Below are 12,725 nucleotides of genomic sequence, written 5' to 3' on the forward strand. Positions count from 1 at the left end.
AACTCTAACAGTGGCGAAATAATGCCAAAACGCCGACTTGGCGTCAAGCAGCCTCTTTCATAATTTTTATTGCGCCGGAAAGCGGCACCAGTGCTTCCTTGTCCAGCCAGTTGCAGGCGTCGAAACAATGCTCCACGAATGGCGCCCAATCCCTTGCCCACTGATCACCTGGTAGCTCCACGCCGTAGGTGTCGTATATCCACACCCGCAACTTGAAAACCGTGGGCAGCGGATCGTCTCCCTCCCCTTGTCCACCCTGGTTGATACGCCGGTACCGATGCAGCGTTGAAGCGCAAACATACCTGGCGCGCATCATCTTCGCCGCCGTCATCACGCCTGTTCGAGATGCGTTCTGGTAGGCCGTGGCGAACAACAGGTCTTCCGCCTCGTCCTTCTCGTCATCAGTGGCGATGGGGCTGTACATGTGGTTGCCGAAGGCGCGCAGGTCGTCAGGCAGAGATGCAATGGCGTTTTGTATCCGCGCCGATATCGCCTGCTGCATGGCATGCCGGCTGTTCACGGACTTTTCGGTCTTCTGCACTGAGCATCCGAGCAAGCCGATCTGCTCGACGTGCGAGCCCTGGCTATCCCACGGCGTGTAGAGGGCGTCATGCCAAGCCAGACGTGCCGAGTTGAGTTTCATCATGCTGCAGCCCTCTTCAGTTCTCTGGTCTTTGCCCGGTACGCAGCCTTGATGGCCTTGATCTCATCCACGGTGTACTTGCGCACGCTCTGGTCGGATTCCAGGGCATCGACGGCCTCCTGGCCAATGCGAGCTATCAGGCCGATCCGGTAGTCCACGGCGTTGCCGGAGAGGAATCGGTTGTCCTGCTTGCTCTGGGCATGACAGTTACGCTCATCGAAGCGCAGGTGCGGCGCGGAGCCGACGCTGCGGTAATGCCCTGCATCTACTGCGTTTCCGCTCCAGTCCAAAGGCTTGCCGCTGGAGATGCAGAAGTGGCCGGCGGCCTGGTCACGGGTGCGGATGTATTCGTTGAACGCCTGCTGAGCCTCGCGCATGTGATCGCCGCGACTTTTCAGGGCCTCCTTGCGCACCTTGATATCCCGGCGACCGGCCTGGGCAAGCGACTTTTTCTCCTTGGCCTTCTGCACCTCTACCGCGGCCAGCGCACACTTAGGGCTGCACACCGCCTGACCGAGGCGCTGCGGGACAAAGGAGGCCCTGCATGCTGGGTTCTTGCAGGTCTTGGGCTTGGGCTGTTTGGCGATCACCGGCGGTCACCCCGCTTCTCGCGCATGTAGAAGTTCGCCACCACTTCGGCGAGGAAGCGGCAACCGAACTCAGACAGTCCGCTGGCGAACTCACTTGCGGCATCGGCCCGATTCGCATATTCGCCATCCAGGCGCTGGGCGACTGCACTGCAAAAACTTCCGATGTCTTCTGCGTCCATTTCCTTGACGATCTTGTCGACAGACAGGAAGACGCTTGTTTCTGTGGTGATTCCGATTCCTTCGCTCATCAGTACCGCCCTCCCCAGTTGTCCTTCTGCGTCCACCGCACCTGGTGCTCGGCGCCAAAAGCGAAAACCCATTCGATCAACTCGCCGCACTGCTTGACGGTGAGCTTGCTTGTGCGCTCGTAGATGACATCGAAGCCGTTGCCGTCCACCGCAGGTATCATTTGCGGCTGGTCTCCCGACTCGCGCAGCCAGGCGGCCGTCAGCAGGCGCTTCCAGATCAGGACGTCCCACTTCTTCCCGGCGTGTTCGACCTGGGCGGCAATATCGGCCAGGGCCGCGTGCAGGGCCTTGTTTTGCTCCCCGCTGCGGTCAACTTCGGTGATGGCCAGCTTCTTGGGCTTGGCCAGGTCCAGGCCGGCGATGTAGCCCATGGCCTTGCTGCGGTCTGATTCGTTGCGGATCTGGAGGCTGGTCATTGATCAATCTCCACGTCGCGGCACTCTTCGCAGTAGGCAAGGCGCCCGGCGTGCGTCAGGTAGTAACCCGATACGGTGACGATGCCTTTGCGCTCGCTACCGAGTTCCAGATAGCCGAACTCTTCCATCTCCACGGCAAGCTTGGATTTGGTCTGGTATGGGAGGCGGTTTTCAATTTCAGCCGCAAACACCTTTTCCAGCATGTTGAACACGCTCTTTGCCATACCGCTCATGACTGCTCTCCCTGGCCCAGGGCGGCGGCACTGCGCACGTCCTTCAACAATCGCGCATTGATGTAGCCGTCAGCATCGCGAACGCGGACGAACACCCGGTGCAGGTACTCATTGGCGCCAAGATCCTCCCAGGCGTAGTAGCCGACAACGGTATGCTCGACCCATGCATCGCAGCTGCTCAGATGGATCAGCACCTTGCTATTGATCGCCGGAAGTTGATCGCCATTTACTGGGCCAAGCGGCGCCGCGGCATTGCGCAACTTCCCCACCTCAGCCTTCAGCTCAGCATTCACCTGCTCGTAGGCTTCGTAGCCGGTGCGTAGGCCGGCGACTTCGGCGCGGAGACGGTCGCGCTCGATCAGCAGCGCCTGGGCAATGGAGTGGAACTGTCGGCGGGACAACTCGCTTTCCATTGCCATCTCGAAAGGCATTCCGATTGCGCCTCTGGTGATTTCGCTCATGTCCGCTGCTCCAATTCCTGGGCCTGCTTGATCAGCAGTGCGCGGCGATCTGCCAATTCGTTGGCTGCGGCAATCCGCATTTCTGTCTTCCGCTCGGCGCTGGCCATCCGCATTTCCATCATCGAGTTCTTGACCAACTCCAGCTTTTTGCGCAGCACTGGCGCTGGCTGAGTGACGCTGCCAGTCAGCAAGCCGGCAATGGCGCGGCCGTCCTCGGTTACCGGCTCGACGCTCAGGTCTGCCAGGTACTTCTGGCCGTGTTCGCGGGGGATGCGCTTGAGTTCCATGGCCTTGGTTACAGCCTGGATCCTGCGGCCTGCGTCAAAGCCCACAGAGACGTGCCAGTTCACTGGCTTGGCATCCTCTCGGGATTGAGCGACAAACCGCTCGTAGGCACCAATGAAGGCCATCCTGGCGCCAATCTTGTCGCCGGCGTCGAGGATTGGTTTAGCTGCGGCCAGAGCAAGCTGGATTTCATCGGTCAGGACAACGGTTTCGTATTCGTCGTTGGTGGTCACGGCGATAGCCCAGGCCTCATCCTTGCCTGGTCGACCGTCGGCGGCCTGGACGCGCTGGAGGATCGAAGCCAATGTCAGCTTGCCAGTCAGCTCGCGACGGCAGGACCAAAGCGCATTGGCAATCACGCCCATGTCGTGTTCGGCAAGATCTTCGGCCATCAGCTTGGCGGCAGGAGCGCTAAGCGTTTGCCCAAGGGTTTCAGCGGTGGCACAGATGGCCATGCTCAGCTCAGCGGTTTCGGCGTAGGAAAGCATTGGCCTGTCCTCCTTCCAAAATGCTGCGGCTTGCTTCCTGGGCGGCACTGATATTCGCCTGGGTGTTTTCCATCTGGCGGGCCGTCACGGCGTTAACCTGGCGCCCGGTGAGCCACTGGGTACGGATTCCCTCGGCGCGCGCGACCAGCAATCCGAACTCATGTGAGGCGCGAATGAAGAACGAATCGTTGATGGATACGTAGAACGCGGCGACACCCGGGGCCTCCTCTGCTCCAAGGCGCTGCACAAGCTGGGCGACTTGACCATTCACCTTGCCGTTGCGCACAGGTTCAACGCCATAACGCTCCAGGTAGGCAATGGTGTAAGCGTCCCAGGTATTCGCGTTGGCGGTTTGCGCTTCGGTCTTTTGCTTTGGCTTGGGCTTCAGCACTTTGACGTTCGACGGCGCCGGAGCTTCGGCGACCGGCAAGGTTTTTGAATCCGGGTTCAGGACATCAGGAATCAGTGAATCAGGAATCAGAAGATCAGAATCAGAAGAGAGGGAATCAGCCCGAGTCGTACCGATAATTTCGGAACGAGTACCGAGGATATCGGAAGTGATACAACCTTCTGATATAGAAGGAATTTCTGACTCCTTCTCGTTCTTGTGAGGGTTCTGGTGCTTGGTGAAGTTACACACCTCGATGAACGCCTTCCCACAAGCGTTGTAGCGAACGATGAAACCTTTGTGCGCCAACCAGTGCAGCATCGCGTCAACATCAGCTTCACGATAAGGGAAGATTTCGGCCTTGATTCGCAAAGGGCGATCCTCAAGGCGCCCCTCTTTATCTGCCAGCAGCCAAAGACCCTGGAACAGGAGTGTGCACAGGGGATGGCCTACGCCGAGGATCTCATTGGTAAACAGAGCGGGTTTTATATTGCGAGCACGGGCCATTACACAGCCTCCTGTGTCTTTGCAAAAGAACTGATCAGGCCGTCTACATCCTCAAACCATTCGCCATGGCGACGAAGAGAGTCAAAGCGCTTGTGAAGCTCTTGCTCAACATCTGTTGGGATTACTGCCAGGGTTGCGAGAATGGCTCCGGCGCCAGTTTGCAAAGACTTGATTCGGCCTTGAACATCGCTCGTGCGGCCGATCTTGATCATTCCCGTAATTGGATGGCGGACGATATACGTCTTTGTAGAAGATGCTTTCTGGTCCAGGAACGACCTGTTGCACTGGATGTAAAACGGGATGAGAGTTGCCTCTGCGTAAAACAGCGCACTGCAATGAAACCGCATGGCCTGGGCGATGTATGGATATTTTTCAAAGAGCGGAGCAATGCCTCTCAAGTTATCTCGACCAGTTTCTATTTCGTCGAGCGCAGCCCTGGCCTGCTCTCTGTCCATATGATCCAGATCACCCAAATCAATCGATCCGACCTTCTGGCTCGCGAGGGACATGAACTTAAACGCCCACTCGTATGCAACAGCCATCGTGGCCGTACCTGCTTGTATCGCGAGAATTTCTTCTGAGATGATTTCTTTGCGCGCCACGTTTTCAGATATCGAAAAATGTGGCGCGGGATTATTGAGGGCCTGTACATCGGTGTTAGAGGTATGCATAATCGGCCTCACAGATTTTTTTGCTATGTGCTGCACAGAAAGCCGGGATTGCGCCCCGGCTTTTTTGTGCCTGCGATTTGGGTTCATTGGTTGAGGTCTTCATCAGCCCCTCCTTTTTCAGGCCCTATTCCGGGCTTCGGCGGTTCTCGCCTTGTTGTTGGCAAATGCCGGATCTTTCCGGCGCCTCTTGGCCTGGTCTTCTCGAAAAAACGCTCTGCTCCAAGCTTTGCGGCGTATTCGTCGGGCGTCATGCCCGCATCCTTCGCCAAACGTTCAAGCTTCTCGTAGAGGCGTCCATCGATCCCATGGCAGATCGTGGTTTCGGGCACATAGCCTCCTTCAGGGCCTTCAGGCCTGCATGTGTTTACCGGTAGCATTCGGCTCGACGATGCTTTCCAACTTCTCCTCAACGCACATGCGTACAAATACGGCCAGTTGCAGTTTGTGCAGGCGTGCAACAGCCTTTAACGCTTCGTACGTCTCATCGTCATAACGGGACTTGATCTCCCGGTCTTTCAGGTGGCGGGTGTCGTCATATGCCATTGGTGAGGCTCCTTGGTTGTTCGAAAGGGTTAAGCGACCTCAAGGGTCGGAATAGGCATTGGCGGGAAAACGTCATCCAGGGTCACGGCGGCGCCGCTGGAATTGAGGGCGTCGACAATGCGTCGGCACTCTTCAAGGCCTGGCTTGCGGCGCTCGTTCTCGTAATGAGCGATAGCGCCTTGGGTCAGGCCTACCGTTTTGGCCAGTGCGGCCTGGGTGACACCGACCTTTTCGCGAATCGTCTTCATGTTGGACATAGGTTTTCTCCGTGTTCTTGCGCAGATATTACTTTCTGTAATTTTATTGCGCAAGCGGCATTACGCACTGTGACTGGTGCGAACGTATACAGGGCGTAATGATTGGTAGATGAAGAAATGGTACGAACTGGCAAAGGCCAGAATGAAAGAACTCGACATAACCCAGGACCAGGTCGCCGAGCAGATGGGCGTCACTCAGGGGGCGGTCGCTCATTGGCTTGGTGGTCGGCGTGAGCCGTCACTTGAAAAGATCAGCGCCCTTTTGGAATACCTGGGGCTTTCCTCTATGTTCCGCGAGAACGGCGCCATCCCGCCCGAGCAGCGCCCGATTGAGGCGAACGCTGAGCACATGGGTGATATGGTGGTATGGAGTGATGGCGATCCTCTGGAAGAGGATGAGTGCGCGATCCCCTACTATGCAGAAGTCGAATTTGCCGGCGGAGACGGTATGACGGTTGTGATGGAGGTCGCAGACAGGACGCTTCGCTTCAGCAATGCCACCTTGCGAGCTGCAGGCGTTGAGTGCGAGAACGCAGCCGTGGCCAGGATTCGCGGCAAAAGCATGGAAAAGCTGATATTGGACGGCGCCGCCATAGGCTTCGACCGCGCTGACACATCAGTCATCGACGGCGAGATCTACGCCTTCAACCATGAGGGCATGTTGCGCGTGAAGTATCTGTACCGGCTGCCGGGCGGCGCCATCCGCATTCGCAGCGAGAACACCGATGAGTTCCCGGATGAGATAATGAGCGCTGAGCAATACCGGCATGAGGTCAAAATGCTTGGTCGCGTATTCTGGTGGTCAACCGTCCGCAGATCCCCGAAAAAGAAGTAGCCCAACCCGCCAACAAGGCCCGCCACCGAGCGGGCTTTTTTGTGCCCGCAATTCGGCCGGCACCCGGCCTTGGCGTAATTTATTACAGAAGCTCAAAAATTTATTACATCGAGTATTGACGATGATTATTACAGCGCGTAATGTTCACTACATCGAGTCGCCCAACAGGGACTCGCCAGGGCCTACCAAGACCCGACGCAACACAGGCAGCGATGCCAGGCAGACGCCGAACGCTCTTTAACAGCCAGCGCAACAAACAACAGACCGCATTGCCTCTACCGGCGACCGGCGAGCAGACAGGCCCGAAAGCCTGCCAACGACAGGGAAAACCTTGTACGGCTGCTCGATGGTGAAACGCCAGAACCGAGTGAGTGACCCGGCAAGCAATGCGCCCCGCGAATCCCAGCGGCAGAAGGGAGAGGCACCGAATTCAAGAATTAGCGGGCCCGATAGCTTCGGCTGGGACCGCCGGACCTCATGCACCCTGCCCACCTAACCGGGCAAACGAGCTGCAGCGTGCATGTTGTAGGGACCTGTGATCCAAGGCGAACAGATGCTGATTGAAGCCTTGGGGAGGAAGCTCACCGCCAACCTACGAAGACGAACGGCCAGCCCTGCAATCAGCAGCGGGCAACGGGCCAACACTGATGACGCAACAAACCCAGGCCGTCGCCAGTAGCGGGCCTGGGCCCCACAGATTTCCTCGATGACCTTGGCGACAGGGTCATCCGGGAAATAAACGCGGAGATAGGGCGATGCAACAGATTAAAGAGATGGGTGCCGACGACCTCAAACGAGAGCTCGAAGTTATCAAGGATCAGTTCAGATCAATTGAATCCGATTGGGTGTTTCAAGATCGCTGCGGGATTTATCAATCCTATGAAAACAAGCTTCTGGCCTCGCTCAATGCCAGAGCCAATCAAATCAGGTGTCGGCTGAAGTATGCATTCTATTGGCTTGATCCAGACAACAAGGCTGCCAACTGGATGATCTAAAAAACCAGCATCGCTTCTGCGCATTCACAGAGTGCGCAGCGGGATGCGGATGAGTCCACACGGCGCAACGCCGCCCCCTGCATCAATCACCTATGAAGACCTACCACGATCCGTAGCCAGTAGCTGGATCGTGCGCAGATGGCTCCCTGCTGATTCAGGTAGCCATCTGGTTTCACAAATGCCTCTAGACCCCCTGGAGGTATTTGGAAGCCCATCCGGAGATAGACCAATGCCAATGTTCCGCAAGAAGCCAGTCGTAATCGAAGCCGTTCAGTTTGATGGCACCTTCGCCTCTGTAGAGGGGATGCTGATCCCGAGCTGCTCGCAGGATCTGGGTAGCAACACGCTGGAGATTGAAACCCTGGAGGGCGTGATGACCGCTCAGCAGGGGGACTGGATCATCAAAGGCGTAAAGGGTGAATTTTACCCTTGCAAGCCTGACATTTTCGCCGCGACTTACGAGCCGGCCTAACCCTCTCCTTGCACGTCAGCCAGACGAAAATTGGCCCGATCCTTTCCTTGGGGAGACTCGTATAGGGAGAGGCTGCATCGGAGTGTGATCTGAACCGCCAGCAGACATTAAGGCGCTGGCAAATAGCCGAGACACGAGGGTTCGCAACCTCGGGAAGAAAGCGAGACCACGACCAGGCAGTGAGAAATCACCGGAGCGTGGCTTGAGGGGGCGCACTCGTAGGCGCAAAGCGGGGCTTGCCTTCCGCGCAGATCACACCCCGATGCAGATGAATGCCCAGGCTGATGAGCAAGTGTAAGACCTGATGGATCGCGGGAATCGTGGCCGGTGAAGTGAGTAAGCGCCCAGATGGCCACGGCCAGCACCAGCCACCGAATAACGCCACCCTGGAGGCGACCATGCACCCTGACATCCAATCACGCCGCGACATCGTCGACGGTCTGCATCAGCGTTCCCGTCTCGCCACTGCTGATTTCTACCGACTGATTGGTCGGCCTGAACCAGTGGTCGCCTTCCGAATGGCAGTGAAGCCTGCGGGCCGTGACTTCTTCCATGTGGTGGACAGCAAGACCGACAAGGTCGTGGGGTTCCGCCGAGATCACAACGAAGCCTGTGCCCTTGCCCGTCGCCTGGAGAATCGTCATGCAAACCAGTTATGCGGATAGCGCCCAGGCCCGGGAATCCGACAGGTGCTGGGATTTGCCAAACTTCGGCAAGTACCAGCACGTCGATCTGTTCCACGAATACACGACAGACGAAATTGCTGAGCGTGAGGCGCGGCGGATCAAGGAGCGCGCCAGCTTAAAACTGCGCATAGGGGCCGCCATGGCGCAGATGGAGTTGATCTGCCCGACAGTAGGAGGTGCATAGTGAACGTTGCTCAGCGAGACCACCAGATGGCCGTGGGCTGGATAGACTCCGAGATCGAAAACATGATTCGCGATCTTGGAAAGCCAGGAGCCAGCTCAGCAGCTCGGTCCTCCATCACTTTGGCATTCATGCTGCGAGCCATTGATGAAGCCGAGCATCGGCACTACCAAGCGCGCATCGACAAGATCTACGCCAGCTACAACGCATCCAGAACCACTGCCGCATAAACCCTGACCATTACTTTTCAATCGCTGCGAGCATCGCGGCAAGGAATCCCCATGTCCGCAGAACAGCAACTGGCGATCCTGCCAGCTAAAGAAGTAGCCCTGGCGGTATTCAGCGCCACCAACGGCCTCGACCCGTACCTACAAAGCGTCCGGGAAGAGATCGACAAGTTCAACGCCTCGGCACCTGACGTTAAAACAAAAAAGGGCCAAGACGCGTATCGCTCAATTGCTTACAGCCTGGCGGGATCAAAAACGAAACTCGACAGCCTGGGCAAAGAGCTTGTTGCAGAGCTGAAGGATATCCCGAAGAAGATCGACGCCGAGCGCAAGCGCGTTCGTGAGCTGCTGAGCGCGTGGCAAGAGGAAGTTCGCAAGCCGCTGACTGACTGGGAAGCCGCCGAGCAGGCACGCAAAGATAAGCACGTTGACGGCATCCAGGCTATCAAGGATATGACCGTTTTCGAGGCAACCCCGACTGCCGCCCATGTCGCCCAATTCATTGCCGATCTTGAAGCCGTAGAGATCAACGATACATGGGAAGAGTTCTTGCCAGAGGCCGCCCAGGTGAAGGACGAGACGCTGGCAAAGCTGCGCGCCCTACTGGCCGAGCGCGCACAGTATGAAGCCGAGCAGGCCGAACTGGTCCGCCTGCGTGCCGAGGCAGAGGCTCAGGCCCAGCGCGACCGCGACACAGAGATTGCGCGGGTAGCGGCTGAGCAGGCCCAGCGCCAGGCAGAAGAGCGCGCACAAGCAGAGCGTGACGCAGCAGAACGCCAGCGCCTGCAACTGGAACTGCAGGCAGAACAAGCACGAACAGCAGCAGCCCAGGCAGAAGCAAGCCGTGTTGCCGCTGAACAGCGCGCCGAGCAAGAGCGCATCGCAGCCATTAAGCGCCAGGAGGAGGCGGTAGAGCAGGCACGCATTGCCGAGCAGGCACGCGCCGACGCTGCTGCCGACGATATCCTGCGCCAGGCAGCAGCCCGCGAGGCTGACAAGGCTCATCAAGCAAAGATCAATCGAGCTGCTTTGGAAGCATTCATTGCTGGAGGAATGCCCGAGGCTTGCGCCAAGCAGGCAGTCACGCTGATCGCGCAACGCAAGATCCCATCAGTATCCATCGCCTACTGAGGCCAGCCATGACCACATCACCAAAATTGGCCGCCCAGCTCGACTGGAGGATGGTCGGTGCCTTCTCGCCTGATCAGTTCACTGGCGAGCAGCGTAAAGAGTACGAAGACGAAGCCCGCCGCATCCAGCGGCAGTGGGACAACCAACCAATCTGAGGAAACTCAAATGTTCAAGAAAGCCGAACGCAAGCAGGCCAAGCTACGGCTGGCACTTGCTGGGCCATCTGGATCTGGCAAAACATACTCCGCTCTGCTCCTGGCTCAGGGTCTTGGCGGGCGTATCGCCGTGATCGACACCGAACACGGCAGTGCATCGCTGTACGCCGACTTGGTCGACTTCGACGCGATGGAGCTGCACGCGCCGTACTCGCCTGAGCGTTACATCGAGGCGATCGTGGCAGCCGAACAGGCCGGCTACGACACGCTGATCATTGACAGCTATTCGCATGAGTGGACAGGCTCAGGGGGCTGCCTGGAGCAGAACGAGACAGTGGCCCACCAGAAGTTTCGGGGCAACACCTGGGCGGCGTGGAACGAGACCACGCCGCGCCACCGGAAGCTGACGGACAAAATCCTCACGAGCTCGATGCACATCATCTGCACGATGCGCAGCAAGACGGAGACGGTTCAGGGCGAGGGAAAAAAGATCCTAAAGTTGGGCATGAAGTCCGAGCAGCGCGACGGCACCGACTACGAATTCACCGTGGTTCTGGACCTGACCCACGACGGGCACACGGCTACGGCAAGCAAGGACAGAACGAAGCTGTTCGACCAGCCTGAGCTGATCAGTGAGGACACAGGCAAGCGCCTACTGAACTGGTTGAACTCCGGAATAAGTCCGGAAGATCGCGCCAAGGAGCTGCTGGTTGATGCGATCGCCGACATCAGGCAGGCAGCCGACATGGCGGCACTGGAGTCCGCATACAACGCTGGGCGCGTAATCGTCCACAGCTTCGACAACCTTAAGCCTGCATTGGTCTCTGCAAAGGAGATCCGCAAGGCTGAGCTCAGCAGAGCAAAGGAGTCAGCATGATCAGCATCCTCCATAACGAAGTAGAGCGCCTGCGTGGCGCATCCAACGAACTGGCAATGCAGCGCGAAGCCTTCTTGAGCAGTGGAGGGACTATTCAGGTGCTGGAGGGGCCGAACTTTAAGCCGCCACCAGCGCGGCATGAGCCACCGCCAAGACTGAAGGATGATCCAGTAAAGAGCCACAAAAGCAAATCATCCTTCTACTACGAACAATTCAACGAGCGGATGGAGTTCGTATCGTCTATCAGGGAAATGGCCAAAACGATGAGCATCGATCAAGCCATGGCAGCTACTGGTAGGTCTGAATCAACTATGCGCCGCGCCTCTTTCGAGGGCGAGTTCGTATTCCAGAGTAGGTGTATTGATCGCGAAAACGACTTGAAGCTGATAGAGCGTCTTTCAGCGCTTCGGGATGTCGGATTGTCCAGGCGAATGGCATGTATTCAGGTAGAAATATCCGCAAAACTACTTGGTCGGCTTGAGACGGATTACGACTTTGTCTATCCAAAGCGCTGGACCAAACCAAAGCCTTCGGAGGAATCATGAGCAAGCGCAAGCCCCATAACCTCCAGGCGCGCATTGCCCGGTCATGCCGGTCCCTGCTGACCTCAAACCACGTCGCAGTGGTGAACATCGATCCCAGCGGACGCCAGGGCATGATCAACTACAAGTCTCTCAAGAACATCGCGCCGGGGAAGATCGGCCAGGCCGTGTGCGGTATTCCCCACCGCTGGACGATCTACATGAGCGCCATGTGCATTGACGCCCGCGGCGACCGCTACAGCAAGTCGGTGGAGCTGGCGCCCGATGGCGTCTACCTCTCCGACCATCTGGAAGACGTGATCGAGCATTGCTACATGAAGCTGCGCGCTGAGGCCAATCAAAGCCAGATGGTGGCTTCGGGCTGGATCGCCATACCCGAAGCGATTTCGATGGATGAGGCGCACGCCGCGCGGATCTTTGAAGCCGTCGGCGCCTGGCATCAGGTAAAGGTCGATTCATGCGCCGCATAGCCCGCACCCAGCAACGCAAACGTCAAACCTGGCTCGCACTGCCGGCCAGCGGAATAGAAGAGGTAGGCCATGGCAGCAGTAACGCAGAAAGAACGCTCGGCCAAGTCTGCCAGGAAGCGTGTGGCACTTGCCGAAGAAGAGTTGAGGCTCAGGGTTCGCCCCGGCACTCGGCAGGCCCTGGCCGATCTGATGGAGTGGTCAGGCATTACTGAGCAGGGCGAGGCGATGACTCTGATGATTCATCACCTGCACGCCATGGGCTCTGCGAAGTGCCAGCCGTTGCTGAATCCTCCGCGCCACGAAATCGAGATATCGCAAAACGTGGCGCGGGAATTCCGCAATAAAAGCCTGCTCGCCATCCAGAAAGACCCGGGCGACGAGATCATCGAGCCCGCGTAACCAACCCTACTCGCTGCATCCGGTA

At 57.8% G+C, this 12,725-nt stretch carries 24 protein-coding genes; 11 read left to right on the forward strand and 13 right to left on the reverse strand.

What is annotated here, in order from left to right; translation table 11 throughout:
* Positions 1-43: 43 nt before the first annotated feature.
* From PSH80_RS16650 to PSH80_RS16705, 12 genes are read right to left on the reverse strand one after another with little or no spacing between them, the layout of a single operon-like run.
* Positions 44-646: a hypothetical protein gene (locus PSH80_RS16650; protein WP_262381556.1), complete on the reverse strand. Its 603-nt coding sequence runs from the start codon at positions 644-646 to the stop codon at positions 44-46.
* Positions 643-1,233: a recombination protein NinG gene (locus PSH80_RS16655; protein WP_305417558.1), complete on the reverse strand. Its 591-nt coding sequence runs from the start codon at positions 1,231-1,233 to the stop codon at positions 643-645. The genes PSH80_RS16650 and PSH80_RS16655 overlap by 4 nt, the downstream gene beginning before the upstream one ends.
* Positions 1,230-1,481 (reverse strand): hypothetical protein, encoded by a 252-nt coding sequence (locus tag PSH80_RS16660; RefSeq protein WP_060765658.1) that lies wholly within the window; start codon positions 1,479-1,481, stop codon positions 1,230-1,232. The genes PSH80_RS16655 and PSH80_RS16660 overlap by 4 nt, the downstream gene beginning before the upstream one ends.
* Positions 1,481-1,897 (reverse strand): recombination protein NinB, encoded by a 417-nt coding sequence (locus PSH80_RS16665; RefSeq protein WP_305417559.1) that lies wholly within the window; start codon positions 1,895-1,897, stop codon positions 1,481-1,483. The genes PSH80_RS16660 and PSH80_RS16665 overlap by 1 nt, the downstream gene beginning before the upstream one ends.
* A complete protein-coding gene (locus PSH80_RS16670; protein ID WP_305417560.1) occupies positions 1,894-2,130 on the reverse strand; it encodes a hypothetical protein in 237 nt (78 codons plus the stop codon). The genes PSH80_RS16665 and PSH80_RS16670 overlap by 4 nt, the downstream gene beginning before the upstream one ends.
* Positions 2,127-2,591, reverse strand: coding sequence for a hypothetical protein (locus tag PSH80_RS16675; RefSeq protein ID WP_305417561.1), 465 nt, complete (start codon positions 2,589-2,591; stop codon positions 2,127-2,129). Before PSH80_RS16675 ends, PSH80_RS16670 begins: the two co-directional genes overlap by 4 nt.
* On the reverse strand, positions 2,588-3,364 hold the full coding sequence (locus PSH80_RS16680; RefSeq protein WP_305417562.1) for a hypothetical protein: 777 nt from the start codon (positions 3,362-3,364) through the stop codon (positions 2,588-2,590). The genes PSH80_RS16675 and PSH80_RS16680 overlap by 4 nt, the downstream gene beginning before the upstream one ends.
* On the reverse strand, positions 3,339-4,259 hold the full coding sequence (locus PSH80_RS16685; protein ID WP_305417563.1) for a hypothetical protein: 921 nt from the start codon (positions 4,257-4,259) through the stop codon (positions 3,339-3,341). The genes PSH80_RS16680 and PSH80_RS16685 overlap by 26 nt, the downstream gene beginning before the upstream one ends.
* Positions 4,259-5,017 (reverse strand): GIY-YIG nuclease family protein, encoded by a 759-nt coding sequence (locus tag PSH80_RS16690; RefSeq protein WP_305417564.1) that lies wholly within the window; start codon positions 5,015-5,017, stop codon positions 4,259-4,261. The genes PSH80_RS16685 and PSH80_RS16690 overlap by 1 nt, the downstream gene beginning before the upstream one ends.
* Complete coding sequence (locus tag PSH80_RS16695) at positions 5,014-5,259, reverse strand: hypothetical protein (protein WP_305417565.1); 246 nt, start codon at positions 5,257-5,259, stop codon at positions 5,014-5,016. Before PSH80_RS16695 ends, PSH80_RS16690 begins: the two co-directional genes overlap by 4 nt.
* A 19-nt stretch (positions 5,260-5,278) precedes the next feature.
* Complete coding sequence (locus tag PSH80_RS16700; protein ID WP_040267807.1) at positions 5,279-5,473, reverse strand: hypothetical protein; 195 nt, start codon at positions 5,471-5,473, stop codon at positions 5,279-5,281.
* Positions 5,474-5,502: 29 nt separating this feature from the next.
* A complete protein-coding gene (locus PSH80_RS16705; protein ID WP_198865701.1) occupies positions 5,503-5,730 on the reverse strand; it encodes a helix-turn-helix transcriptional regulator in 228 nt (75 codons plus the stop codon).
* A gap of 109 nt (positions 5,731-5,839) precedes the next feature.
* On the opposite strand from PSH80_RS16705, the gene PSH80_RS16710 reads away from it, so the two are divergent.
* The 3 genes from PSH80_RS16710 to PSH80_RS16720 all read left to right on the forward strand — a co-directional run bounded on the left by PSH80_RS16710 (position 5,840) and on the right by PSH80_RS16720 (position 8,032).
* Positions 5,840-6,565 (forward strand): S24 family peptidase, encoded by a 726-nt coding sequence (locus tag PSH80_RS16710; protein WP_305417566.1) that lies wholly within the window; start codon positions 5,840-5,842, stop codon positions 6,563-6,565.
* A 755-nt stretch (positions 6,566-7,320) separates the two neighbouring features.
* Complete coding sequence (locus PSH80_RS16715) at positions 7,321-7,560, forward strand: hypothetical protein (RefSeq protein ID WP_305417567.1); 240 nt, start codon at positions 7,321-7,323, stop codon at positions 7,558-7,560.
* A gap of 229 nt (positions 7,561-7,789) precedes the next feature.
* The gene (locus PSH80_RS16720) at positions 7,790-8,032 is read left to right on the forward strand and encodes a hypothetical protein (RefSeq protein ID WP_305417568.1); all 243 of its coding nucleotides are present in this window, start codon (positions 7,790-7,792) and stop codon (positions 8,030-8,032) included.
* Between the two features lie 416 nt (positions 8,033-8,448).
* On the opposite strand, the gene PSH80_RS16725 is transcribed toward PSH80_RS16720, so the two are convergent.
* Positions 8,449-8,676, reverse strand: coding sequence for a hypothetical protein (locus tag PSH80_RS16725; RefSeq protein ID WP_305417569.1), 228 nt, complete (start codon positions 8,674-8,676; stop codon positions 8,449-8,451).
* On the opposite strand from PSH80_RS16725, the gene PSH80_RS16730 reads away from it, so the two are divergent.
* From PSH80_RS16730 to PSH80_RS16765, 8 genes are all read left to right on the forward strand, one after another.
* Complete coding sequence (locus PSH80_RS16730) at positions 8,675-8,902, forward strand: hypothetical protein (RefSeq protein WP_305417570.1); 228 nt, start codon at positions 8,675-8,677, stop codon at positions 8,900-8,902. The two genes, PSH80_RS16725 and PSH80_RS16730, sit on opposite strands and share 2 nt — an antisense overlap.
* On the forward strand, positions 8,902-9,129 hold the full coding sequence (locus PSH80_RS16735) for a hypothetical protein (protein WP_305417572.1): 228 nt from the start codon (positions 8,902-8,904) through the stop codon (positions 9,127-9,129). Before PSH80_RS16730 ends, PSH80_RS16735 begins: the two co-directional genes overlap by 1 nt.
* Before the next feature lie 51 nt (positions 9,130-9,180).
* On the forward strand, positions 9,181-10,257 hold the full coding sequence (locus tag PSH80_RS16740) for a hypothetical protein (protein ID WP_305417574.1): 1,077 nt from the start codon (positions 9,181-9,183) through the stop codon (positions 10,255-10,257).
* Positions 10,258-10,265: 8 nt separating this feature from the next.
* Positions 10,266-10,412, forward strand: coding sequence for a hypothetical protein (locus PSH80_RS16745; RefSeq protein ID WP_305417576.1), 147 nt, complete (start codon positions 10,266-10,268; stop codon positions 10,410-10,412).
* A gap of 10 nt (positions 10,413-10,422) precedes the next feature.
* On the forward strand, positions 10,423-11,289 hold the full coding sequence (locus PSH80_RS16750) for an ATP-binding protein (RefSeq protein WP_305417577.1): 867 nt from the start codon (positions 10,423-10,425) through the stop codon (positions 11,287-11,289).
* Positions 11,286-11,834, forward strand: a complete 549-nt coding sequence (locus PSH80_RS16755) for a hypothetical protein (protein ID WP_305417579.1) — start codon at positions 11,286-11,288, stop codon at positions 11,832-11,834. Before PSH80_RS16750 ends, PSH80_RS16755 begins: the two co-directional genes overlap by 4 nt.
* Positions 11,831-12,301 carry a hypothetical protein gene (locus tag PSH80_RS16760; RefSeq protein WP_305417581.1) on the forward strand — a complete coding sequence of 157 codons (471 nt, stop codon included), beginning with the start codon at positions 11,831-11,833 and terminating at the stop codon, positions 12,299-12,301. Before PSH80_RS16755 ends, PSH80_RS16760 begins: the two co-directional genes overlap by 4 nt.
* Positions 12,302-12,370: 69 nt before the next feature.
* Complete coding sequence (locus tag PSH80_RS16765; RefSeq protein ID WP_305417583.1) at positions 12,371-12,700, forward strand: hypothetical protein; 330 nt, start codon at positions 12,371-12,373, stop codon at positions 12,698-12,700.
* Positions 12,701-12,725 lie beyond the last annotated feature (25 nt).

Origin of the sequence: Pseudomonas sp. FP818, from assembly GCF_030687335.1 — a bacterium.
GTDB lineage: Bacteria > Pseudomonadota > Gammaproteobacteria > Pseudomonadales > Pseudomonadaceae > Aquipseudomonas > Aquipseudomonas shahriarae.